Origin of the sequence: Lysinibacillus sp. FSL K6-3209 (genome assembly GCF_037976175.1) — a bacterium.
In the GTDB taxonomy this organism is placed as follows: Bacteria; Bacillota; Bacilli; order Bacillales_A; family Planococcaceae; genus Lysinibacillus; species Lysinibacillus sphaericus_D.
In genome coordinates, this window is record NZ_CP150264.1 from 4041804 (window position 1) to 4067201 (window position 25398).

21 protein-coding genes and 1 riboswitch are annotated in these 25398 nt (G+C 38.0%); of the genes, 5 read left to right on the forward strand and 16 right to left on the reverse strand.

Going from position 1 to position 25398, the window contains the following annotated elements:
• Positions 1–60 precede the first annotated feature (60 nt).
• The 4 genes from MHH88_RS19665 to MHH88_RS19680 form a co-directional block, all read right to left on the reverse strand.
• On the reverse strand, positions 61–702 hold the full coding sequence (locus MHH88_RS19665; protein WP_339260158.1) for a hypothetical protein: 642 nt from the start codon (positions 700–702) through the stop codon (positions 61–63).
• A gap of 326 nt (positions 703–1028) precedes the next feature.
• Positions 1029–1349, reverse strand: a complete 321-nt coding sequence (locus MHH88_RS19670) for an NAD synthetase (RefSeq protein WP_339260160.1) — start codon at positions 1347–1349, stop codon at positions 1029–1031.
• 154 nt (positions 1350–1503) lie between these two features.
• Positions 1504–2328, reverse strand: coding sequence for an ammonia-dependent NAD(+) synthetase (gene nadE / locus MHH88_RS19675; RefSeq protein WP_339260162.1), 825 nt, complete (start codon positions 2326–2328; stop codon positions 1504–1506).
• 15 nt (positions 2329–2343) lie between these two features.
• Positions 2344–3813, reverse strand: coding sequence for a nicotinate phosphoribosyltransferase (locus tag MHH88_RS19680; RefSeq protein WP_339260164.1), 1470 nt, complete (start codon positions 3811–3813; stop codon positions 2344–2346).
• Between the two features lie 311 nt (positions 3814–4124).
• Here MHH88_RS19680 and MHH88_RS19685 point away from each other — a divergent pair, with 311 nt between their 5' ends.
• Together MHH88_RS19685 and MHH88_RS19690 are read left to right on the forward strand one after the other, a co-directional pair.
• On the forward strand, positions 4125–4466 hold the full coding sequence (locus tag MHH88_RS19685; RefSeq protein WP_339260166.1) for a P-II family nitrogen regulator: 342 nt from the start codon (positions 4125–4127) through the stop codon (positions 4464–4466).
• 13 nt (positions 4467–4479) lie between these two features.
• Positions 4480–5775 carry an ammonium transporter gene (locus tag MHH88_RS19690; RefSeq protein WP_339260168.1) on the forward strand — a complete coding sequence of 432 codons (1296 nt, stop codon included), beginning with the start codon at positions 4480–4482 and terminating at the stop codon, positions 5773–5775.
• Between the two features lie 92 nt (positions 5776–5867).
• Here the strand turns inward: MHH88_RS19690 and MHH88_RS19695 are convergent, their stop codons facing one another.
• Entirely contained in the window at positions 5868–6368 is a 501-nt protein-coding gene (locus MHH88_RS19695; RefSeq protein ID WP_339260169.1) for a methylated-DNA--[protein]-cysteine S-methyltransferase, read from the reverse strand.
• Positions 6369–6489: 121 nt separating this feature from the next.
• Here MHH88_RS19695 and MHH88_RS19700 point away from each other — a divergent pair, with 121 nt between their 5' ends.
• From MHH88_RS19700 to MHH88_RS19710, 3 genes are all read left to right on the forward strand, one after another.
• The gene (locus tag MHH88_RS19700; protein ID WP_339260171.1) at positions 6490–7221 is read left to right on the forward strand and encodes a phosphate ABC transporter ATP-binding protein; all 732 of its coding nucleotides are present in this window, start codon (positions 6490–6492) and stop codon (positions 7219–7221) included.
• Positions 7218–7970, forward strand: a complete 753-nt coding sequence (gene fetB, locus MHH88_RS19705) for an iron export ABC transporter permease subunit FetB (RefSeq protein WP_024363974.1) — start codon at positions 7218–7220, stop codon at positions 7968–7970. Before MHH88_RS19700 ends, fetB begins: the two co-directional genes overlap by 4 nt.
• A 75-nt stretch (positions 7971–8045) precedes the next feature.
• A complete protein-coding gene (locus tag MHH88_RS19710; RefSeq protein ID WP_069511302.1) occupies positions 8046–9020 on the forward strand; it encodes a proline dehydrogenase family protein in 975 nt (324 codons plus the stop codon).
• A gap of 223 nt (positions 9021–9243) precedes the next feature.
• Here MHH88_RS19710 and MHH88_RS19715 read toward each other — a convergent pair whose 3' ends face one another.
• From MHH88_RS19715 to MHH88_RS19765, 11 genes are all read right to left on the reverse strand, one after another.
• Complete coding sequence (locus MHH88_RS19715; RefSeq protein ID WP_069511303.1) at positions 9244–9960, reverse strand: 3-ketoacyl-ACP reductase; 717 nt, start codon at positions 9958–9960, stop codon at positions 9244–9246.
• A gap of 85 nt (positions 9961–10045) precedes the next feature.
• Entirely contained in the window at positions 10046–10651 is a 606-nt protein-coding gene (locus tag MHH88_RS19720; RefSeq protein WP_103978022.1) for a response regulator transcription factor, read from the reverse strand.
• 16 nt (positions 10652–10667) lie between these two features.
• A complete protein-coding gene (locus tag MHH88_RS19725; RefSeq protein WP_176723184.1) occupies positions 10668–11675 on the reverse strand; it encodes a sensor histidine kinase in 1008 nt (335 codons plus the stop codon).
• A gap of 286 nt (positions 11676–11961) precedes the next feature.
• Entirely contained in the window at positions 11962–12993 is a 1032-nt protein-coding gene (locus tag MHH88_RS19730) for a fatty acid desaturase (protein WP_339260175.1), read from the reverse strand.
• Between the two features lie 192 nt (positions 12994–13185).
• The gene (locus MHH88_RS19735; RefSeq protein WP_339260177.1) at positions 13186–13686 is read right to left on the reverse strand and encodes an N-acetyltransferase family protein; all 501 of its coding nucleotides are present in this window, start codon (positions 13684–13686) and stop codon (positions 13186–13188) included.
• A 217-nt stretch (positions 13687–13903) separates the two neighbouring features.
• Positions 13904–17335, reverse strand: coding sequence for a methionine synthase (gene metH / locus MHH88_RS19740; protein ID WP_069511311.1), 3432 nt, complete (start codon positions 17333–17335; stop codon positions 13904–13906).
• Entirely contained in the window at positions 17328–19175 is a 1848-nt protein-coding gene (locus tag MHH88_RS19745; protein WP_339260179.1) for a bifunctional homocysteine S-methyltransferase/methylenetetrahydrofolate reductase, read from the reverse strand. Before MHH88_RS19745 ends, metH begins: the two co-directional genes overlap by 8 nt.
• A gap of 90 nt (positions 19176–19265) precedes the next feature.
• Positions 19266–19365: riboswitch (SAM riboswitch) on the reverse strand.
• A 125-nt stretch (positions 19366–19490) separates the two neighbouring features.
• The gene (hemG, locus tag MHH88_RS19750; protein WP_339260181.1) at positions 19491–20879 is read right to left on the reverse strand and encodes a protoporphyrinogen oxidase; all 1389 of its coding nucleotides are present in this window, start codon (positions 20877–20879) and stop codon (positions 19491–19493) included.
• Positions 20880–21023: 144 nt separating this feature from the next.
• Positions 21024–22313 carry a globin-coupled sensor protein gene (locus MHH88_RS19755; protein WP_339260183.1) on the reverse strand — a complete coding sequence of 430 codons (1290 nt, stop codon included), beginning with the start codon at positions 22311–22313 and terminating at the stop codon, positions 21024–21026.
• 674 nt (positions 22314–22987) lie between these two features.
• Positions 22988–24274 (reverse strand): tetratricopeptide repeat protein, encoded by a 1287-nt coding sequence (locus MHH88_RS19760; RefSeq protein ID WP_339260185.1) that lies wholly within the window; start codon positions 24272–24274, stop codon positions 22988–22990.
• A 73-nt stretch (positions 24275–24347) separates the two neighbouring features.
• Entirely contained in the window at positions 24348–25349 is a 1002-nt protein-coding gene (locus tag MHH88_RS19765) for a YdcF family protein (protein ID WP_339260187.1), read from the reverse strand.
• Between the last annotated feature and the right edge of the window lie 49 nt (positions 25350–25398).

The following is a 25398-nucleotide window of genomic DNA, read 5'->3' on the forward strand; positions in this document are numbered from 1 at the left end:
CTTTAGTACCTCCAAGTTCAGTAAGAAAAGACTAGAGGAAATTCCCCTAGCCCTTCTGTATTAATGATTATGGTCATCACTTTCATGATTCATTTCTTCCATATTCATTTTATCGGATTCTCCATTAGCTTCCTTTTCAGTTTCTTGCATTTTCTTTTTACGGCGCTCTAATGCATCGTCTTTAATTTTTTGTAATTCTTCTACATGCGCTTTTGGATTTTTAGCTAAATACTTGTCTACATCCGCTTTGTTAATGAAATAGATATATCCCCAGTTCATTGGTGATTTTAAATCTGTTTTCACGATTGTGACATCTTCGACCTTCGCCCAATCTTTTGTATTATAATCACGTACAAACTTATCATTTTTCTCGTTATTCGCTACCTCTGCATTGACTAAACAGCCAATGTCATCATAAAACGCAATTGTACCATCTGCTTTAATCGCTTGAGCAGAAAATACACCCATTTCATGGTCTTTCATATAAACCTTCATATTACACATTTCGCAAACTGTATCTTCTTGTGGTTCTTGTAATCGTGGATCTACTAAAGAAGCAACTTGCACTGATTCATCTTTCACTTCAGACTCTTTCGATGCAACTTCTGAATTCGCTTTTTCTTCCTTCACTTCTGCCTTTTCAGTACCACACGCTGTCAATATTAGTAACGTAGCTAGTACTGGTAACCATAATTTCTTCACTATTGCTCCCCCAATTCTTTTCTGTTACTACCTAGTATTTTACAGATAAGATGTGAAATAAGATGAAAACCTCTGTGAAGATTCGGAAAAATCTATATGGCTACTTTGCGAACGTCTTGAAGTCAAAGTATTCTCTTACAAACTAAAACGATTAAAAAAGCGAGGACAAAAGAGAAAAGTGTTAGATTGACTGCAATCAATCTAACACTTGCCGTTGTTGTCCGCTACGGGCGGGTCTTTGATTCACTGACTTTTACTGGCGATTGGTTGTGTGTTCTTTAGTAAAGTCGCCACAATCAACAACCCATGTTCTCGAACTTGTTTTGCTATATAGAGGTACGGTAACTATTGTGGCGCTTCTTTAGCTTACTAAGACGGCTCAGTTTTCCAGCTGTTTCATTTAGTTCATTGTGAATTTGAACATTGCCTCCGCTTTCCGCAAAAATCGGTTCTAGCTGATTATGACGTTGTTGCTGCATTGGCCTCTTATTACTTGATTGCTTTTTTTCTTTATTTTTTTGCAAACTTTTTTTAAATTGTTGCTGTGTATGGTGGCTAAAGTTATGACTAATATCACCAGCATGTAAATACTGTTGTTCATTACGAAAAGTGCTACCTGTCGTCGCATTTACTCTAGAAGTCCTCATAATTAGTTACCCTCCTTTTCATTTTACTTACTTTATAGGTATTTATATCGACATTATATGCAAGAAATTAAGCAAACAGAACCAAATATATAAAAAAGAATAGAATTATTCAAAAAGTATCTATCACTTTTGAACAACTCTATTCTCGTAAGCGTTACTTCCAAAAATTATCAAAAATTGTAATTGGCATATGGCGTTTATGTTGAGAGCGTAAATAATGTTGCTCTAATCGTTCACGAGCATCGTCAGGAATTTGCTTCCCTTCTAAATAATCATCAATTTGCTCATAAGTTACTCCAAGCGCCACTTCATCTGGCAATGATGGACGATGTTCTTCCAAGTCAGCAGTCGGAACTTTTAAATACAGATGCGCTGGACAATCAAGCGCCGCTAATAATTGTTTCCCCTGACGCTTGTTCAGACGAAAAATAGGCATTAAATCGGCTCCACCGTCACCATATTTTGTAAAGAAACCTGTAATTGCCTCCGCCGCGTGGTCTGTTCCTAACACAACAGCACTATTCATAGCAGCGATAGAAAATTGTACTTTCATGCGTTCCCTTGCTTTTTCATTACCTTTTACAAAATCACTAAGCACAACTCCAGCATCAGCTAAAGCACGAACACTAGCATCAACCGCTTCCTTAATATTGACCGTGTAAGTAGTCGTAGGCTTAATAAAATCAATAGCGTCCTGACAGTCTTGTTCATCCTTTTGGATACCATATGGTAAACGCACTGCCCAAAACGAATACTTTTGCTCGCCCGCTTCCTCATTTAACTCATTAACTGCTAGTTGAGCTAATTTACCGGTTAACGTAGAGTCTTGACCACCTGATATACCAAGTACAAACCCTTTTACAAAGCTATATTTTTGTGCATATGCCTTCAAAAAATCAATGGATTTACGAATTTCTTCCTGTGCATCAATTGTTGGCAAAACTTTTAATTCGGTAATAATTTGCTGTTGTAATGCCATAACCTCTTCCACTCCTTAGTCTTTTACAATTCGATCGACCATTTCTCGTACTTCTTCAATATTTCGCATTTTATTATCCCAGCATTTTTGGCTTAAATCGACTGGATATTCCTCTGGATTCATAGCACGTTTATATTCATCCCATAGCAATTCTAAATTGTCAGCTGCATAATTACGCATCTCTTCTAACGTTGGATTGTCATAAATTACGTCCCCATTATTAATGACATGCTGATGCAAATTTTTCGCCTCAAAATTCGTGACAAATTTTGATACGAATGTATGAACAGGGTGGAACATCTTTATTCGCTCTTCGGATTGAGGGTCTTCGTCATACATCGTAATGTAATCACCCTCTGCTTTACCGTTTTTACGGTCAATAATACGATAAACACTTTTCAAACCAGGAGTTGAAACTTTTTCAGCATTAGCAGAAATTTTAATCGTGTCCTCTAGCTTGCCTTCATCATTTTCAATAGCGACCATTTTATAGACAGCCCCTAATGCAGGCTGATCGTAAGCTGTAATTAATTTTGTACCAATCCCCCACATATCTACGCGGGCACCTTGTGCTTTCAAGTTTAAAATCGTATATTCATCTAAATCATTAGAGACAACAATTTTGGCATCATGGAAGCCTGCTTCATCTAACATACGACGTGCCTCTTTTGACAAGAAAGCAATATCGCCACTATCTAAACGAATACCAATAAAATTAATTTTATCGCCAAGTTCTTTTGCCACTTTTATCGCATTCGGCACTCCAGATTTCAGCGTGTTATAGGTGTCCACTAAAAATACGCAGTTGCGATGACGTTTCGCATAAGCGTGAAATGCATCATAATCATTTTTGTAAGCCTGCACAAGTGCATGAGCATGAGTACCAGCTACCGGAATGTTAAATAGTTTTCCTGCACGCACATTACTAGTTGAAGCAAACCCTCCTATAAAGGCTGCACGAGTTCCCCAAATAGCCGCATCCATTTCTTGCGCTCGACGTGTACCAAACTCCATCGCCATTTCATCTTTAACGATTTGCTTAATACGACTTGCTTTAGTGGCAATTAGTGTTTGGTAATTGACAATATTCAATAGCGCCGTCTCAATTAGTTGTGCTTCAACTAAAGGTGCCTCAATGCGTACAATTGGCTCATTGGCAAAAACGAGCTCCCCTTCCACCATTGAATACATATCGCCTGTAAAGCGAATATTTTTTAAATAGTCAATGAAGTCTTCTTTATATCCAACCTCTTCACGTAAATACGCGATATCTGACTCACTAAAGCGAAAATCTCGTAAATACTCAAGCATGCGTTCCAATCCAGCAAATACGGCAAAGCCATTTCCAAATGGTAATTTTCTAAAATATAATTCAAAAATCGCTTTTCTATTATGTATGCCATCAGCCCAATAAGACTCTGCCATATTAATTTGATACAAGTCTGTGTGTAGCGCTAAGCTATCGTCAGCATAGTTCGATCTCATAGGAATCCCTTCTTCCACTTTCATAATTAGTCCTAGTATACACTATATACCCAAAATCTTGCGTTTTACACTTTTCCGTACCTATGTTAGGTTTCCTAACACATATAGTCAGAAAATTTCGAACAGTTCACATTTTAGACACAAATTTTAGCACCGCTTTCATTCCTTTTATATATAGCTTTTTAGTAAACTACTACGAAAGACGAAATATATCATGTAATATAACCTAACATCATAATAAAAAAAACAATTGCGCCATTTATCGACTCGCTATAATATGTAAATTAAATTTACGCAAGGAGCTGTTGTGAGTGAAAAAAATAGAGGCCATTATTCGTCCGGAAGTTTTTGGGGCTGTACGAGACGGACTTGCAAAAGTAGGCATTGCAGGTTTAAGTATTTCTGAAATCGCTGGCTGCGGTCGTCAATTAGGTCATACAGGTTTGTTTCGAGGCAATGCCTATGAAATTGAGTTTTTACCAAAATTGAAATTAGAAATGGTCATCGATGATGAAAAAGTTGATGCTATTGTGGAAGTTTTATTGCGCGATGCTGCAACTGGTAAAGTTGGAGACGGGAAAATTTTCATTTATCCAGTAGAACAGGCAATTCGTATCCGTACTAAAGAAGTCGGATCAATTGCTGTAGAATAAGGGGGAGATAGTTATGGATGACGTTATATTATCTGTAAATTTAGTTTGGATTATGCTTGGTACAATTTTAGTATTCTTTATGCATGCAGGTTTTGCAATGGTCGAGGCAGGTTTTACTCGTTCTAAAAATGCAGTTAACATTATTATGAAAAATTTCTTAACCATCTCGCTTGGTGGGATTGTTTATTTCCTATGTGGATATGCCATTATGTTTGGCGACACAGCAGGAGGCTTCTTCGGAACAAGTGGTTTCGCTTTAAATGGTGTAGATGACCTCTCCTTCTTTATTTTCCAAACAATGTTTGCTGCCACAGGTGCGACTATCTTATCTGGTGCAGTAGCAGAACGTACAAATATTTTTGCTTATATCGGTGTCATTATACTGATGACAATACTTGTTTATCCTGTTGTAGGACATTGGGTGTGGAGCGGTCAAGGTTGGTTAACTGACCTCGGCTTTATCGATTTTGCTGGTTCTACTGTTGTCCATTTAACTGGTGCAGTAGCTGCGTTTATAGCAGCCATAATGGTTGGACCACGTCTAGGTAAATACGAAAATGGACGTGTTAACGTTATTACTGGTCATAGTATTCCTATCGGCGCATTAGGTGTATTCTTACTTTGGTTCGGTTGGTTCGGCTTTAACGGTGCCTCTACGTTAGCAGCAGACCCTGCACTTGTTCCAACAGTAATTGCCAATACATTTTTCTCAGCAGCGGCTGGCGTTGTTGCCACTGCATTCTATACAAAATTCCGCTACGGTCACATTGATGGCTCCCTAACTCTTAACGGTGCATTAGCAGGTCTAGTAGGCATTACTGCTGGTGCTGCAAACGTCAGCATTGTTGGTTCACTTATTATTGGTTTAATCGCAGCACCATTATTAGTAGAAGGTGTCCGTTTTATTGAATGGAAATTAAAAGTAGATGATCCTGTTGGTGCAATTGCTGTTCACGGTATTTGTGGAATTTGGGGTACACTTGCAGTTGGGCTATTTGATGTTGGTGGTCAAGGTCTGTTCTACGGTGGTGGCATTAGCTTGCTAGGTATTCAGGCTATAGGTGTGATTGCTACAATTGCTTGGGTTAGCGTTACTGTCACAGCAGGCTTATATATCATTAAAGCATTTGTCCCTTTACGTGTATCAGCAGAAGAAGAAATTACAGGTCTAGATGTGATCGAACATGGTACACCTGCTTATGAATACCAAGAGATTTTTAAAAGCTCCGCTATACAAGGTGAAACATTTGCACAACGTTTAACTCACATCGGCAAAACACAAACAAACGTGACCGAAAAACATGTCTAAAAAATAGATACGTTATCCATTAAAAGGCACTAGAAACTGTTAGCTATCCGTATCAATTTGCGCGGATCTCTAGCAGTTTCTTTTTGTTATATTTATTCTCTCTCTAAATCAAGTAAGAACTGTTTCATCGTTAACCCACTGCGAAAGCCTGTTAGCTTACCGTTCTTCCCAATTACACGGTGGCACGGAATAATCGCTAATATCGGGTTCGCACCGATTGCACTTCCAACAGCCCTCACAGCCTTTGGATTGCCTATTCGCTCTGCAATAGCAGCATATGTTGTAGTTGTTCCATAAGGAAGTTCTTTGAGTGCATCCCAGACAGCTAGTTGAAATGCTGTTCCTTTCACATATATCGGTAAATTAAACTCAGTCAGCTCTCGATTAAAATAGGCTGTGAATTGTTTAACATAAGGCTTAAGCTTTTCACTGTTTTCTTCAAAACTGTAGCCTTTAAAGTGCTTTTGAGCCCACGTTTCCACCTCATCAAATGCTGTATTGGGTGTGCCAAGATAGACAAGCCCTTCATTCGCCGCAATAATATACATCTCGCCTTGTGCGAATGTTAGTGTATCTACATATAAAATAGTCATTATAAAATTCTCCTTACACATAATGATTAGCAGTATACTGCAAAAAGGTAAAATAACTGTAGTTAACAAATATTTCATGCTACAGTTATTTTACCTATTAGCATAAAGGAGTTTCAACTACATGACTACGATATACGAGCCCGCTATCCATCTTCAACAAGTGAGCTTTTCAGTAAAAGATAAGGCTATTTTAAAGTCTATTACCGGTTCATTTCCTAAAGGGAAAATTACGACGCTCGTTGGCCCATCTGGCGCTGGCAAAACAACCTTATTAAAAATGTGTAACGGACTATTGTCACCAACTGACGGGCTTATACTTATTGACAATCAAACAATCACTACCTATGAGCCAACTACATTAAGAAAGCATGTCGGAATTGCCCTTCAAGCAGCACCTATGATTGCTGGGACTGTATTTGACAATTTGGCTCTTCCACTCACTCTACAAGGTAAAAAGCTCACACAACAAGATGCCATTCAATATTTACTAGATGTCGGGCTCGATGCTAGTTTTTTACACCGTGCCACTAATGAATTATCTGGTGGACAACGTCAAAAGGTATCCATTGCACGTACCCTCATTAACCAATCTTCTATATTATTGTTAGATGAGATTACTTCTGCATTGGATCGTCAATCTGTACAGGATATTGAGGCACTTATCGTATCATTAAACAAAAATTATAATGTTACGATTATCTGGATTACCCACAATTTACAGCAAGCGCTCTCGATCGGCCATTACACATGGGTCATGATGGATGGAGAGCTTATTGAAACAGGTGAAAGCTCGTTATTGAAAGCCCCTACTAACCCAAGAGTCGCTGAATTTATACAGGGGGTAAACGCATGACTTATACTTCACTTTCGCTAACATTAATTTTTGTTTTAATCCCGCTAGTACTATCAAAGACATTTAAGCTAGGGCTTGAAAAAGACACAATTATTGCAACGATTCGCTCAATTATTCAATTGCTTGCAGTCGGCTATATTTTAAATTTCGTCTTCGATGAAGGGAGTATTATATATATTTTTCTAATGGTGGCATTGATGATTGTGGCTGCCACTTTAAATGCCCGAAAAAAGGGAAAAGGTATTAAGGGTATTACATGGAAAATAGTGTTTACGCTTGTAATGGTGGAAATTGTCACACAAGGCGTTTTACTCGGTTTCAATATTGTTCCTACAACTGCACAGTATATTATTCCTATTAGCGGAATGCTAATTGGCAACTCCATGGTACTATCTATTTTATTTTTAAATCGCTTTACTGCGGAAATTACAAGTCACGAAAATGAAATTGAGCTCATCTTATCGCTAGGAGGTACACCTAAGCAAGCCATTCATCGCCAATTAATCAATGCGATTAAAGCGAGCATGATCCCTACCATCGAAAGCCAAAAAACGATTGGGCTTGTTCAATTACCAGGTATGATGAGTGGCCAAATAATTGGTGGTGCAGACCCTATACAGGCAGTACAATTTCAATTATTAATTATTTTCGCCCTGTTAACAACAGCAACATTATCGAGCATAATGATAGGTTTTTTAAGCTATCCTGCGCTTTTTAATGAAAGGTTACAATTGTTGGAAGTTGAATAATTGTTTTCGTGATATCATGACAATTACTATAAATATGTTATACTAGTAAGAAAAATGCAGTGAGGAGAATGACCCATGTTATTACGCGATTTTTTCATCCAATTATCTGAAAACCAACTATTAAATAGTACTGCTAAAAAATACGGCTTAAAATTAGGTGCCCAAAGTGTGGTAGCTGGTACTAATATAGAAGAAACAATTGCAAGCATCAAAGATTTAAACGCACATAATATCTCTTGCACGGTGGATAATCTAGGGGAATTTGTTGCCAATGAAGAAGAAGCGACAAAAGCTAAGGAACAAATCCTCGCTGTCATTGAAGCCATTCATGAAAATGGTGTGGATGCGCATATTTCGTTAAAACCATCTCAATTAGGTTTAGACATTGATGTTGATTTTTGCTATGACAATCTATATGAGATTGTAGAAAAAGCAGCAGCTTATGATATTTTTGTTAACTTTGATATGGAAAATTACGGTCGTCTACAAACATCATTTGATATGGTGGAAGAACTTTCAAAAACATTCAATAATGTTGGAACGGTAATCCAATCATACTTTTACCGAGCTAAAGACGATATCGAAAAATTCAAAAACTACCGCTTACGGATCGTAAAGGGTGCATATAAAGAGCCTGCTGATGTAGCTTTCCAAGATAAGTTAGATATTGATTTAAACTTTATCGAATTGATTGAATATCATTTATTACACGGCAAATTCACATCGATTGCGACACATGACCATAACGTCATTGCGCATGTTAAACGCTTTGTTGCAGATAATAATATTCCACTCGATAAATTTGAATTCCAAATGTTGTACGGCTTCCGCACAGATATGCAAAAAGAGCTGGCGAAAGAAGGCTATAACTTCTGTGTTTACGTACCATTTGGCGAAGATTGGTACGGTTACTTTATGCGTCGTTTAGCGGAACGTCCGCAAAACCTTAACCTTGTTACAAAACAAGTATTTACGAAAAAAACGAATACCGTTCTTGCCGTAGCAGCTGGTGCATTCGTACTTGGACGTTTAACAAAGCGTAAAAAGTAATAAAAAATCTTGTAGAAAAACTTATAGCGCTAACTATTGCCGTTGATTTCCGCTACGGGCGGACGCTTTCCGCTCCAATCAACTAATAAATGCATTTAACTTAGTATCAAATAACATTTCTTAACTATAAAAATAACAAGAGGCATCAAGAGTAAAATCTTGATGCCTTTAATCTTGTCACCATTTTTGGTAACTCTTTTTTCATTTGATGGACAACTACTTTTTAAGGATTTGTTGACCAAAGACCTGCATGTTTTAACACAACACGTGGATGTAATTTTAATTGAGCGACCATTAAGTCTGCTAAATCTTCCGCTTGCATAACCTTTTCCGGATTGCCATCAGTTAATTGTAATTCCACTGCCATATCCGTTGCAACCGTACTTGGCGTTAATGTCACAACACGAATGTTATGTTTGCGAACTTCTAACATCAGCGATTCACTCATACCAATAACAGCCGCTTTCGAAGCACTATACGCACTCGTAATTGGAGCACCCTTTTGACCAGCGGTAGATGAAATATTAATAATATCTCCGGAAGAACGCTCAATCATTTCAGGTAGGACGGCACGTGTTGTGTAATATACACCTTTGACATTTACATCTACAATATTAGTCCAATCTTCAGGTGAAAGATCTAAAAACTTACCGAATTTTGAAATACCCGCATTATTTACTAAAATATCGATTGGTCCTAACTCAGCACGAATACTTTCTACTGCTGTTGTGATAGATTGTAAATTCGCTACATCCGCTGTAGCTAGTGCCACCTTGACATCATACGCCTTTAATAAGTCAGCAACCTGTTGTAAATTTTCTAATGTGCGTCCTACAAGCCCAACATTAATACCCTCTTTCGCAAAGGCGATGGCTGTTGCACGGCCAATACCACGACCTGCACCAGTTATTAAAGCTGTTTTACCAGTAATCGTTTGCATATATCTTGCTCCCTTATAAGTAGTGATAGAAAAATCTCTGTTGTTTAGCATACCTATTCATCCTTGAAAAGTACATTCAGAAGACTTATTTATTCCATCCTTTTTCCTTAAAGCGTGCAATCGCTTCAATCCGATTGCCCACATGAAGCTTCTCTAAAATGGTGGAAATATAGTTACGGACAGTTCCTGCCGATAAAAATAACTCAGCCGCAATTTCCTTCGTCGTTTTACCTTCTGCCACAAGTGTCAACACTTGACTTTCGCGCTCAGTTAACGGATTCTCACTATCATCCTCATAGACAAAGTCAACCAATTCGGGTGCATAAATGCGTTTGCCATCGACAATTGTTCGAATGGCACTAACCAATTCTTCGATAGGACTATCCTTTAATAAGTAACCTCGTACACCTGCTTTTCTTGCTCGTTCAAAGTAGCCAGGTCTTGCAAAGGTCGTTAATATAATAACTTTACAGTCAGAACCATGTAATTCTTCAGCCGCATCAAGCCCAGTTTTCACCGGCATTTCAATATCCATAATACAAATATCCGGCTGGTGCTCTGCTACAAGCGCCAATGCTTCCTCACCATTTTTGGCTAAACCGACAACTTCCATATCTTCCTCCATACTAAGTAAGGAACGAAGTGCGCCTAACAGCATCCCCTGATCTTCAGCGATTACAATTCGTATCATGTCATAACCCTCTTTTCTATAGGTTCTTCAGATTTTCTGCAACCTTTTGATGTGTAATGGTCACTGGAATTGATACCGTTAAAGTAGTGCCATTTTCACTTTCTATTTTAAATGTGCCATTAATAAACTCTAAACGTTCACGCATCCCTTTTAAGCCGTTACCTGTTTTCAATGCTTGTTTTTTCGTAATGCCTTGTCCATTATCACGAACAATCAAGTGTACTTCTTTAAAGTTTTGGTGGAAGGCTATTTCACATTTGGTTGCGCCGCTATGTTTGACAATATTCGTTACGGCTTCCTTCAAACACATAGACAACACATTCTCTACAAGTGGTGGGACACGTAAGGAGTCCTTATCCCCCTCAAAAACAAATTCCATTTCAGCCGCTTTTAAAATTTGAGAAATACGCATAAGCTCATCTTCAAATTTATTTGTCCGCATATCCGATACTAATTCTCGTACCTCTTTTAAAGCAATACTAGCTGTTTGACGAATATCTTTTATCTCGATTAATGCTTGCTGAGGATCACGTGCAATAAGTCTAGAAGCTAAATCGCTTTTTAAGCCAATCATGGATAATTTTTGACCGAGCGTATCATGTAAATCTCTTGCTATACGTTGCCGTTCCTCAAAAACAATTAATTCGGCAATTCGTTCGTTTGCAGTTTCTAATTGCCCTTCTAAATTTTCACGCTTATTTTTCGAATAAATTGTTAACGGTAGAAGCACCACTGCCAAAATCGTTAAAACGACAAATGGAAGCTGTGATAAAAATAAATGTAGCTCAACAAAGAAACCAAATCCTGTAGATATCACAGTAAAACCGATATGAAGCCCATACATAATGTAAAAGCCAACAGGTCTACGGATATTTCCAATGAAAAAGGCTGTAAAAATTGATAAATACACATAGCCGAACAATATAGTCAACGTAATATTAATGACCATCTCAAAGCTAATCCACATATAGACAAGCCCGTTTTTAGCGTTCACAGAAAATCGGTAAAAAATAAAATAGAGCATTAAAAAAGTAATGCCTATTGATATTTCAATATACGATGATTTTCTAAATATAAAGAAAAACGGGAGAAAACAAAAAATAATCCATAAATAAACGCTGAGCATAGGACTATTCGGAATGATACTATGCCGTTTCCTCATCATAATCTCACGCTCTTTCCTACTTTTCCCTATATTATATCAAGAAAAGCATATTTGCGCCCGTCCATTGCCATACAGTGACTTTCATACGAGCCTATCCTTATTTATGTAAAACAGCCACCTCCTAAGAAGAGATGGCTGTTTACGACTAAGCAGCAATACTGCCTTTCGTTTTTCGTTTTATAATTTCATTGACTTCTTTAAAAGAGACAAATTTGCCAAGTTCTTCATCGTATAATTTATAGCGTAACGATTCTAAGCTTGTACGTAACGTAATTGTAGTAGCCGTGTGTAATGGTGGCGTTTCTTTATGCGCTTTTTCAAGATTATAGTTCGGTACACGCGGAGCTAAATGGTGCACATGGTGGAAGCCGATATTACCTGTTATCCATTGTAATAACTTCGGTAATTTGTAGTAAGAACTACCTTCCACTGCGGCTTTCACATAATCCCATTCAGAGTCATGCTCGAAATAAGAATCTTCGTACGTATGTTGGATATAGAACAACCAAATTCCTAATGCACCTGCGATAAATAAAGTAACACCCTGAACTAATAAAAACGCTTGCCAACCCATAGAGTAAATGAGTCCTGCACAAATGCCGGCAATAATAATATTTGTTAAATGCGTATTCATACGCTCTTTTTGCTTCGCATCTTTTCGGTTAAAACGATTTAAAACTAATACCATATATAAAGGACCTAAGCCGAACATTACAAGTGGATTACGATAAAAACGATACCATAATCGTTGACCTTTAGAAGATTGTAAATATTCTTCTACTGTCATCATATCAATATCACCAATACCGCGCTTATCTAAGTTCGAGCTTGTTGCATGGTGAATTGTATGCTCACGTTTCCATTTTTCATAAGGGAACGATGTTAGTACCCCAGTTAATAAGCCAACCCAGTCGTTTGCCTTTTTACTTTTGAAAAATGAACCGTGGGTACAATCATGGAAAATGATAAATGTTCTTACGACAAAACCAGCAGCAATAACACTTAAACCTGCAGTTAACCATGGCGAAACATCCACTAACATATAACCAGCAATCCATAGGACGATTAACGGCGCTATTGTGTTAACCATTTGAAAAACACTTTTACCTGTGTCCGATTTCGCAAATGGCGCTACATCTTGGCGCAATTTTTTCGTTTTTTCTTTATCTATTGCCATTCCTTTTTCCCTCGTTTCCTTTTGCTTATGATCTCATCATAAAACAAGAGTATAACGAGCAATAGACGCAAACATCATAAAAAGCATATGACATTTGTCATACTTAAAAGACAACTCTATAAAATTTCGCTCTCCGCTAAGGTTATTTCAGCACGTTAGCGATGCTGATGTTACTTGATTAGCGCTGCCTTATTACTTTTTAGGTCCCGTTAAATGCAATTGATAAAATACTAAATCCAACCACTCTCCAAATTTGTATCCCGCATTTTTAATTGTCCCTGCATATTCAAAGCCTAGCTTCTCATGCGCCTTAATACTGGCAATATTTTCGCCATCGATACCGGCAACCAAAGTCTTCACACCCTGTTTCTCTGCGATAGCAATCAATTGATGCATTAACTTACTGGCAATGCCTTTCTGATAATGGCCCTTGTGTACGTATACCGAATGCTCCATCGTATGCTTATAACCTGGATAAGGGCGGAACTGACTGTAATTTGCAAAACCCGCCACTACTCCATCTTCCTCAAAAACTAACAACGGGTTACCCGCTGCTTGTTGCGCATGAAACCATTGCTTTTTTTCATCTAGCGATTGTATTTCATACCTATATACCGCTTTACTCGTTAAAATAATATCGTTATAAATAGCTAAAACCTCAGGTAAATCTTTTTCTTCCATAAATCGAATCATCCAGTTCACGTCCTCACCTAAAAAGAAATAGAACCCCACCGATAACAGCAGGGTATGCATTGCACAAATAGTCCATTCGACAAGCCACAAAGGAAACACGGATTTTGAGCAGGCTTAGATATTGCCCGTTCAAAATCCGTAATATCCGTTGCTCACATGTACTTTAATCGTTGACCGTTAAAGCGTTCTTCATAAAGATAAAGCATTTTTAGCAAAATTACACGTTAAAATATCTCGCATCTGGGTGCGCGAAAACTATTGCAGATACGGAAGCCTCCGGCTCCATCATAAAGCCTTCTGTTAATTGAACTCCGATATCTTCTGGTTTGAGCAAACCAAATAATTTCTCTTGGTCCTCCAAATTTGGACATGCAGGATAGCCAAATGAGAAACGTTGCCCTTGATATTTCGCAGCAAAACGGTCACGCATCGTGAAATCTGTGTTGTCAGGGAAGCCCCATTGATCACGAATTTCTTGGTGCATACGTTCCGCAAAGCCCTCGGCAAGCTCAAGAGCCGTTGATTGAAGGGCATGACTTTCAAGGAACTTCCCTTCTTCTTTTAATTGACGAGCTGTCGCCATTACACCTTGACCAGCTGTGACAACCATCAATGCAATATAGTCCATTTCTCCACTTTCTACAGTTTTCAAGAAATCTGCTAAACACATAAATGGTTCCACCTGTTGGCGAGGGAAAGTAAAGCGTTCAATTTCCGTTTTACTATCGGCAGGATCATAAACGATGACATCATCTCCATCAGCTTGTGCTGGGAAGAATTGATACAAGCCTGAAGGTTTTAATAGATCACTTTGTAAATAATCATCCACCAATGCTTTTAATTCTGTTGCTCTCGCATCCCCTGCATCTAGTAATTGTTGCACTTGTCCTTTTAGTCCTAAGTGATGACCTAGTAATGTTCGCATGTTGACATATGGATATAGATGCGACACCGAGTAATCCTTTTTCACATGACGGCGAACATCCGCTGGCAGGAACACCGGTGCATCTTTCACAGTACGTACAGGCTTCACTGTAATTTCTTTCGCAGGTCGTGCTGCACGTTTCTCATCTGCTTCTAATCGTTTTTGGCGGGACTCCGCTATTTCAGCTAAAAAGTTTTCTCGCGTCTCTGTACCCATTAACAGATTCACTTGCTCTAGCCCTTGCATCGCATCTTTAGAGTAAATAACAGGTCCTTCATATTCATTGGCAATTTTCGTTTCTGTAAAGCGTCGAGACAACGCTGCGCCTCCTACAAGAATCGGCACATCAATGCCAGCAGCCTTAAAGTCTTGTGCGGTAATGACCATCTGCTGAGCGGATTTAACGAGTAAGCCAGATAGTCCGATGAAATCAGGTTTTTCTTTACGAATCGTTTCAATTAACTGAGCTGGCGTGACTTTAATACCTAAATCAACAACTTTGTAGCCATTATTACTTAAAATAATATCTACTAAGTTTTTGCCAATATCATGGACATCACCTTTTACAGTGGCAAGCACCATTTTACCTTTGCCGGCACTGTCCTCATTTTTCTCCATAAATTGCTCAAGATGTGCTACAGCAGCCTTCATAACACCCGCTGATTGTAATACTTCTGCGACGATAAGCTGATTATCGTTAAATAAACGACCAACCTCAGCCATCCCTTCCATCAGCGGCCCATTAATAATATCCAGCGGCGCCTCAAAAATTTCACGAGCGGCATCTAAGTCTTCAATAAGCCCCTCTTTTGTTCCTTCTAAAATATAGTAAGCTAAGCGTCCTTCCACCGTTTTCGGAATATCCGCTTCTGTTTTCTCTTTCTTTTTATCACGATAGAAATCAGTGAAAACCGCTAATGTTTCATCATTTGTATTAAACAATAGATCATTTGCTAGCTTAATTTCCGCTTCAGGAATTGATGCATAGCGCTCTAATTTCTCTGTGTTTACAATCGCGTAATCCAAGCCCGCCTGTGTACAGTGATATAAATAAACAGCGTTCAGAACTTCCCGACCAACTGGTGGTAAGCCGAAAGAAATATTACTGACACCGAGTACCGTTAACGTACGTGGCATTTTTTCTTTGATAAGACGAATGCCCTCGATTGTTTCAAGTGCTGATCCAATATATTGTTCATCTCCAGTACCTACCGGGAACATTAACGGGTCAAAAATAATATCTTCTGGCGCTAAGCCCCATTTCTCCGTTAATAATTGGTAAGAACGCTCAGCAATTTCTAATTTACGATGACGATCTACTGCCATCCCCTGCTCATCAATCGTACCAACAACTAAAGAAGCACCATATTTTTTCACTAATGGCATTACGGCGTCAAAACGTTCTTCTCCATCCTCTAGGTTAATAGAGTTAATGATGGCCTTCCCTTGAGAAAATTTCAAAGCTTCCTCAATTACTTTTTCATCTGTGGAGTCAATAACGAGTGGAACCTTAACTTTTTTCACAACTTCCTGCATAAAGCCACGCATATCCGCCAATTCATCTCGGTCAGGGTTCGCTAAACAAATATCGATAACATGTGCACCATTTTTCACTTGCGCACGTGCAATTTCTGCCGCTTCCTCATATTTACCATCAATGATTAAATTTTTAAATTTTCGAGAGCCAATAACATTTGTTCGTTCCCCAATAAATAATGGACGCATTGAATCATCGTACACTAAAGGTTCAATACCGGATACGACATGACCATGTGTAGCTTCAGGCAATTGACGTGGCTTTTCGTCCTTCAGTACTTCTCTAATTGCTGCAATATGGGCTGGTGTTGTCCCACAACAACCACCGACAATATTCAGCCAGCCTTTTTCAGCAAAACCTTTTAATTTTAGTGATAAGGATTCGGGTGATTCATGATAGCAACCTTCCTCATCTGGCAAACCAGCATTTGGATAACAGCTAATATAACCAGTAGAAAGCTCCGCTAATGAACGAATATGGTCAGTCATAAATTCTGGACCAGTTGCACAGTTTAAACCGACTGAAAGCGGCTTAATATGTTCGATTGATATGTAAAAAGCATCAATAGTTTGCCCTGCTAATGTTGTACCCATCGGTTCAATCGTCCCGGAAATCATAACAGGCAATTCTTTGCCCGTCTCTTCAAACGCACGTGACACCCCTAGTGTCCCTGCTTTTACATTGAGCATATCCTGACTCGTTTCAAGTAGCAGTACATCTGAACCCGCTTCAATTAAAGCCTTTGCCTGTACATAAAAGTTTTCTTCTAGTTCATCAAAGGTAATACCGCCAGTGACTGATAATGTTTTCGTTGTTGGACCCATCGCTCCCGCAACGAAACGTGGCCATTCTGGAGTAGAAAACTCATCTACTACTTTACGTGCAATTTCCACAGCACGTTTATTAATCTCTTCTGCCTTAGCCCCAAGATTATATTCGTTTAATACGAGAGGTGTACCGCCAAACGTATTTGTACAAATGATATCCGCACCAGCTTCTAAATATTTTCGATGAACCTTTTCAAGCACATCGGGTCTCGTTAATACAAGATTCTCGTTACAACCATCAAGCTCCTCACCACCAAAATCTTCTGCTGATAAGTTTTCATTTTGAAGCATTGTACCCATTGCGCCATCCAGAATTAAAATTCGTTTCTCTAGTTGCTCTTCAATCAAGTGCTTAGCCATCTATACTTACTCCTTTTTTCTGTTCATCCAATTGTCCGATAAATTTCATTAATTCAAGCGTCATATCATAGCGTAAAAACGGTGTAATTAAATAAATACCATTGAAATATTCTGCCGCTACTTCTACTAACTCTTTGGCAATTGCAATCCCTTCTAATGTTGAACGTTCTTTATCTTCACCACACGCCTTCATACGTGATAGTGCATCGTCTGATAATTTAATCCCTGGTACTTCATGGTGTAAAAACTCGGCGCTCTTATAGCTCGTTACTGGCATAATACCGATATAAATTGGAGCATCTAAATGCTTTGTTGCCTCATAAATTTCTACAATTTTCTCTTTTGTATAAACTGGTTGTGAAATAAAGTAATCTGCACCATGTTCGATTTTTTTCTCTAAGCGAGCTACTGCCCGATCTAATACACGAACATTCGGGTTAAATGCTGCCGCAACAGAAAAGTTTGCTTTCTTACGAAGTGGCTTACCGGAAAATGATATCCCCTCATTTAACTGTTTAATTAATTGAATAAGCTCCATGGATGAAACATCATAAACACTTGTGGCACCTGGGAAGTCTCCTACCTTTGTGGGATCTCCAGTAACCGCTAAAACATCATGAATGCCAAGTGCATTTAAGCCCATTAAATGGGACTGTAGACCAATTAAGTTACGGTCACGGCACGTAATATGCGTCAACGGTCGTACACCATGTGTTTCCTTTAATAGTGCACCCATAGCGACATTACTAATGCGGGGAGATGCAAGCGAATTATCAGCCATCATCACGACATCTGCGCCTGCGTCGTATAATTTTTTTGCCCCTTGAATAAAACCATCAATTTCTAGATGTCTCGGAGTATCTAACTCTACGATAACCGAGCGTTCGCGCTTCACCTTTTCATGTAGCGGTTCATATGTCGCAGGTTCTGCTTCCCGTACAATCTCTACTTTTTCAGGTTTCGTATACTTTGCTTCAACAGGCGTTAACTCTTCTAAATATTTCTTCGCAGCTGCTATATGCTTAGGTGTTGTACCACAACATCCACCGATTAAACGAACACCTTGGTCACGCAATGCAACTGCTGCACGGCCAAAATAATCAGCTTCTGACTCATACACGACACGCCCATCCTCTAAATCTAGTAGCGACGCATTTGGATATGCTGACATAAATGCTTTATCAGGAATCTCTACACCTTCAAATGCTTGAATTGTATGATGGGGACCTAAACGGCAATTGACGCCTACTACATCTGCACCAAGAGCTTGTAACTCATGTAATGCTTGATTTAACGTCATTCCATTTTGCAACACACCCGGCTCATGCATGGATACTTGTGCAATAATTGGTAGCTTTGTTTTGCTGCGTAACATTTTTAATGTTGCACTTAACTCTTCAAAATCATAATACGTTTCAAGTAAAAGACCATCAGGATTGCCTGCAAGTAACACATTTGCTTGTTCTTCAACAGTCAATAATATTTCCTCTAATGTAGCATCACTTTTACGAATGCCACGGATGCCCCCAATTGTCCCTAAAACAAATTGCCCGCCATCAGCTGCCGCTCGTTTTGCAATCGTGATTGCCGCTTCATTAAATTGTTGAACCCGTGATTCTAAGCCGTAACGTGCTAATTTAATCGCATTTGCACCGTAAGTATTGGTCTGAATGACATCTGCACCAGCAGCTATATATTCTCTATGAATTTTTTCAATTAACTCCGGTCTCTGTACATTCATTTCCTCATGACAGTACTCTAAGCCGTAGCCATATAATACAGTACCAATGGCTCCATCCGCGGTAAGCACATGTGTTTTTAACTTTTCTAGCAATCCCATAAATCGTAGCCCTCTCTTTCCTTGTATCCAAAATATAAAAAGCCTTCTTTTACAAAAAAGAAGGCTTTAACGAATCGCAATTGTTGTTCCTTCTCATCTTCGACCAAAAAGGTCTTCTGGATTTAGCACCTGACATAAGTTGGTTGCTGAAGCTTCATAGGGCCAGTCCCTCTGCTTCTCTTGATAAGAATGTAGTATGAATTTTTCAAATAATTAAAAGAATCATATCGTTTACAGACGATAGAGTCAAGACTATTTCACTTAACAAAGGAGATTTCTCCCGAAAAAAATATTATTTTAGTTTTAACTTCACTGTTATTCTAGTTTTTCCGCAAGCGCTTCGCCTATTTTTTTACCATTTTGAATACAAGCACCAATACCTACCCCGAAATATGAGCAACCTGCTATCGATAAGTTGGGATACCGTTCTGCAAGCTCCGCTGTTAAGCCTTTCAACGCCTCATGATGTGCCAAATCGTATTTTGGCATTTGATCGATCCACTTGGCTACATTTACAACCATTGGTTTTTCATCAATGCCTAAGCTTTTCTTTACATCCTCTAATGCTACAGCTGTCAATTCTTCATCTGTCATCATACGTAATGTTTCGTATGCAGGGTTAATGCTTTTATAAAAGAGGCGCACAAGCAATTTACTATTAGCAGATGTATGTTTCCATTTTCGGCTTGTCCATGTTGCGGCATTGCATTGTACATTCGAGTTATGTGACACAATAAAGCCTGTCCCATCTGCTGGTAGCACTGCATCCGGTACATCAAAGCCTAAGTATATGGTGATGGCAGAGGCTGTAGTAAATTCTTTAAAATAGCGATCCAAAGATGGGTCCAGTAATAAGCTTTGCACGGCTTCATTTGGCAGTGCTAATACTACGTGCCCAGCCTCAAACTTCCTCCCATCTGCTAATGTGATTGTATAATGTTTTTCCTGTTTTTTTACATTGGTTGTTGCTACGCCTTTAATAATTTCTACATTTGTTAACGTTTCTTCAAGACGATTGATAAGTGACGATAAGCCCTGTTTAAACGAAATAAACTTTTTGTTGGAAGCTTTCACGAATTGTTCGCGATTTGCCTCAAAACCTTTAATAATACTACCGTACTCATTTTTATAGTCGATTATGTACGGTAAGGTAGAAGCTATCGACAGTTGATGGAGGTCACCCGAGTATACCCCAGCTAATACTGGTGCAATTTGATTTTGTACAAGTTCTTCCCCTAAGTAATATGTTAAAAACTCACCGATTGAGCTGTCCTTAGTAAAGCTTTTATTCGGCATTGTTAAATCTTGCAATGCTATTTGTTTACCAGCTTCTGATACTAGCGTACTTGCTTCAAGAGACGCTAAACTCATTGGAATACCGAATGTTGAATCAGCAGGGATCGCATGTAATTCGTCATTTGTATAGATATAAGATATCCCTGTTTCGTTGTACACTAGCTCCTGTTCAAAATTAAGCTCCTGCACCAGCTCCATGACCCCTTTATGACGAGCCACAATTGAGTCAGCACCCGTTTCCATAATGAAGCCTTGCTCATAAGCGGAATGTAACTTACCACCTAAGTATGGATTTTTCTCAACAAGCACTAGTTTGACATCTATGTTTTTTTGCAATACTTGGCGTTGTAAATAATGCATCGTACATAAACCAGTAATGCCGCCACCTAATACAACTATTGTTTTCATAAAGTATCGCCCCTAATTCGTTATTTCTCTCCTTATTAGTATAAACTTTTTTCACAAACAATAACGTTCAACCCATTACAAATTTAGCAACACTATAAAGTGTCAGGCACTCAAACAATTTCAAATTGTTTGAGTGCCTGACACCTAGTTTAAGTTTTGTGCGACATTTGCTAATTTGTCAGCTGAATTTGTTACCTCATTAAATGCTTGCCCAAGCTCATGAAGGACCTGAGCAACGGCCTGAACCTCTTTTTCCATAAGGTCATTTTGACACTTAGCTTCTGTCATTGCATCTAATATTTTGTTAAACTGTCCTTCAGTTTGAGCCATGTTCTCCTCACCTGAAGCAACCTCTGCCTGAATATTACTAAGCGAATATGCCAGTTTAGACGTTCGCTCTGTCGTTTTTTCTAATAATTTTGCAACGGATGTAACAGATTCTTTCGTCTGACTAGACAATTTACGTACTTCCTCTGCCACAACACTAAAGCCTTTCCCCGCCTCTCCAGCGCGGGCTGCTTCAATAGCTGCATTTAAAGCAAGCAGATTTGTTTGGTTGGCAATGTTCGTTACAACATTCATAATCGCTTCCATTTCTTTCGACATATCCGTTAATTGTTTAATATTATCCGTAATATCATCCACTGACTGAATAATATTACACATATTTTGAGATTGATGTTGTAAGCATTCGCGACCTTCTATTGCTTGACTTTCTGCTAACGTACTCACCTGAAGCGATTTTTTTGCCAATTGCTTAATTTCATGTGATTGATTATTTAATAGATGGAAGGAGGCATTTGTTTCTTGTGAAATGGTCGCTAATCCTTCTGACGATTCCACAATTTTTTTCTCAACTGCTTCTTTCTCACGTTCAACGTTTTCCTTCAGTTGCTCAATTGTACTTTCAAACGCTTCTAATACAAGTTGTTGCTCGAAATTAGAAATTTTAGAAATTGCTCGTATTGTATTCAATTGGTCTTTCGGATGCACTACATGTTCTTCAACTAAATCAATAAATGACATGGTTAAATCTTGGAAAGCACAAATATACCATTGTGTTCTCAGTCCGATATGTACATGCACTTTTGCAATACTTACTCGTCTTTTATAAAATTCATCATCAATTGTACCGTTAAACATTTCAATAATATGACGACGCAATGTGACCTTCAATTTATCCACAGAACTATGTTTATTAATAATATCTACTAAACTATGCTCAGTTCCAATCATTTCATAAAACCGGTCAACGATGTGATTTATGTTGTCCTCAACAAATGGTTTAAAAGCTTTTAAATATTGTAAATCTTCTATTGTCAAATTTAGCATTTCAATTTGCTTAACCAGTGTTCGAGAGTTCGGAACATCCATTGTCACCGAGTATTGCTGTAAATCTAACGTCATTGCCTTTTTCTGTTTTTGAAAAATCACACTTTTCCCTCTTTCATTACGTGTTCTTTTGAAAAGCTGAGCAAAAATCCCATTCCGTTTACCCAAATATATTGACAAATCTATGAAAAGATACCACAACTATTAATAAATTTACAAGAAAATAATATAACAAAATAACATCATAATAATCAGTAATTCATCATTTTTCATTATTAAAATTACTCATATACATTATACATTTTTAATATAATTGTCAATTTATTATATCCTATATTTTACCATTGAATAGTATACAATTTAAACGTAAACTAAATGGGTTTCATCTGTTAAATTGCATTAAAACGCTGTCACAATTTTTTTCAGTAGCTATTTCTACGGTATTTATTAGAATTTACGTATTCCGTCTGCAACACTACATGTAATATTAAGTATCTATAATTTCAATATTTCCCCTTCGACCATTTATTAAGAGTCCTTTATCCTGTTTTTTTATTTAAAAATGAATAGAATTAACCATTGTGAATTTTGTTAATAAATAGAATAAAATAACCATTTTACTAATAGCCCCCCTATAAAAATAGACTCTCTCCCATATCATTTTTCTATGTATAGATATATGATCACTATTTGCCCTTCCACTACAATAAAAAACCGCAACGGCTAGTTCATTGCTAACCATTACGGGTAAATTTCAGTATCATAAAATTTTAAATTTAAAGCTTTTCTAATTCTTCAAGTAAAACGGTTGCCTCTTCTATACCTGATTCTGCCGCAAGTCCATACCATTTTTTGGCCTCTTTTATATTACGCGGTATTCCCTCACCTTTGTTATAAATATGGCCAAGCTGCAATTTTGCTTCAGGGTCTCCTTGGAGTGCGGCTTGCTTGAACCAATGAATCCCTTTTTCAATATTACGAATCCCCGTTAAACCCTTGCTCCAAATAAAGCCCAAATCATAAAATGCATCTACATGATATTGTTCAGCAGCTCTTTCAAACCAATATAAGCCACGATTGATGTCCCGAGCTTGCCCTAAGTGACCTTCTAAATAAATTCCACCTAGTCTGTATTGCGCTTCAACATAACCTGCCTCAGCCGCATTTTTATAAAAGGCAAATGCTTTCTCTTCATCTATCACAACACCTAATCCTTGTTCGTGCATAATACCTAATGTAAACATTGCCTCTGCTACCCCTAGTGCAGCAGCAATCTCGAACCAATGTTTAGCAAGTGACATATTTTCGGGTACACTCTCACCATTAAAATACATATCCGCTAAGTTATTTGCCGCATCTGCATGCCCTTGTTGCGCTGCAGCTTCGTATAACTTAAAGGCACGATCATAACTCTCTTCTACACCAATTCCTTCAAAATAATAGTTACCAAGAGCATATTGGGCATTGGCATTATCTTGTTTTGCCGCTAATTCAAACCACTTCATCGACTTTTTCGGTTGGAAAAATGTATCCTCATTTGCACTATAATATTCTCCAAGTTCAAATTGGGCATCTGCATCTTGTTCTTCAATCGCAGCTTTGTATAAATCAATGATTTCTTCATGGTCTAAATCTTCTTCTTCAAAAACAGCAACTGCTTCGTCCTGTTGTGTAAAATACCATTCCAGTACATCGAGGACATCATCAACAACCTCCGTTGTATAAGCTAACTTCTCTAAGGAAGTAATTTGCCATATTAAAATATATATTGGAAGTGGAATTGCCTCACGCAATACATCATCATATTCTGCTAGCAGCGTTAGTACATTGTCTTGCACTGTTTGTGTTTGCTCCGGATGTACAATTTGTAAGTGTCGCTGTTGTTTTTTTCTTAGCAATCCCTGAATAACTTGATAGAGCATCTTTTGCAAGGTTGTCAGTTGTACTTCATCCAATACGAGTAAAGTGAGGTTTTGCGCAAACCATGTATTCTGTATATTTGTTAATTGTTGTAAGGACTGCGTTCGCTCCTTATTTTGCTTTGCTAAAAATTGCCCATACATTTCATTTCCCCCCTTGCACACTATGTAAAAAAACTGCCTTACTATTATTATATGGAAGGCAGTTCAAGAATGGTTACACATATGCTCTTAACATTAGTCCTACAAATAACGTAATGATGAAAAAGAGCGTTATATGTCCCCATTTATACATTTCTAACAAACCGATAAATTCACGAGTAAAAGCGTTAGGTATATAATATAAAGCCGTTTTAGAGCCTACACCTTGTGCATCAAGCTTTGCCCTTCTTGCATAAATACTTGCTCGAAATACATGAAAATTATTCGTAACAAAAAGTGAACGGTACTTTTTCCCTTGTGCGTGCGCATCCATGATTGCTTTAGAGAAAGCCATATTTTGCTCTGTATTTGTCGACCGATCTTCCATCAATATTTTCCGATTCGGTATTTGGTGTTTATCTATCATATATGTTTCCATCGCCAACGCTTCTGAAACTTGTTCATCACTCCCTTGCCCACCCGAGACGATAATGAAAGGTCGCTCTCCATATTTTTTATATTGCTTGGCTGCCTCATCTAAACGGCTCGCTAAAAGAGGAGGAACTTTATCACCAATAAGGCCAGATCCCAGCACAAGAATATAATCAGGTTCATATGTTATCGGTGCAAAATGATAAATGATAGCGTAAACCATCACACTTGTATATAAAAATACCGTATAAGCAAAAATCAAAAACGCATAAAAGAAAAGAATATGCCAAAGAGGATTTTCAATATTTGTAAAGAATACGAAAACATAGCCAATCATCATTGCCAAGAAAGCCAATCCAAACACAGCTAATAGTAAATTTCGAAATCTTCGTCCTTCTTTTTCAAGCAAGATTTTACTATTGAAAAACATCGCAATGGATAGTATTAACATGATACCTGGTATAATACCGAACAACGTCATGATACCCATTTTGGACACAATACCTTGTTCGTTAATCAACAAATCATTATGTGTTGTCATACCTACAAATATATTCAACCCTATTAAGCCTAGAACGACAGCGTTAATAAAACGCCTTTTTTCCGTAATAAATAGCATTAAAAATACAGAAATTAATAATGTCATTGTTGGAAGCACTGCATTTACTCCTTTCCTTCCTTTCTATTCCCATTCA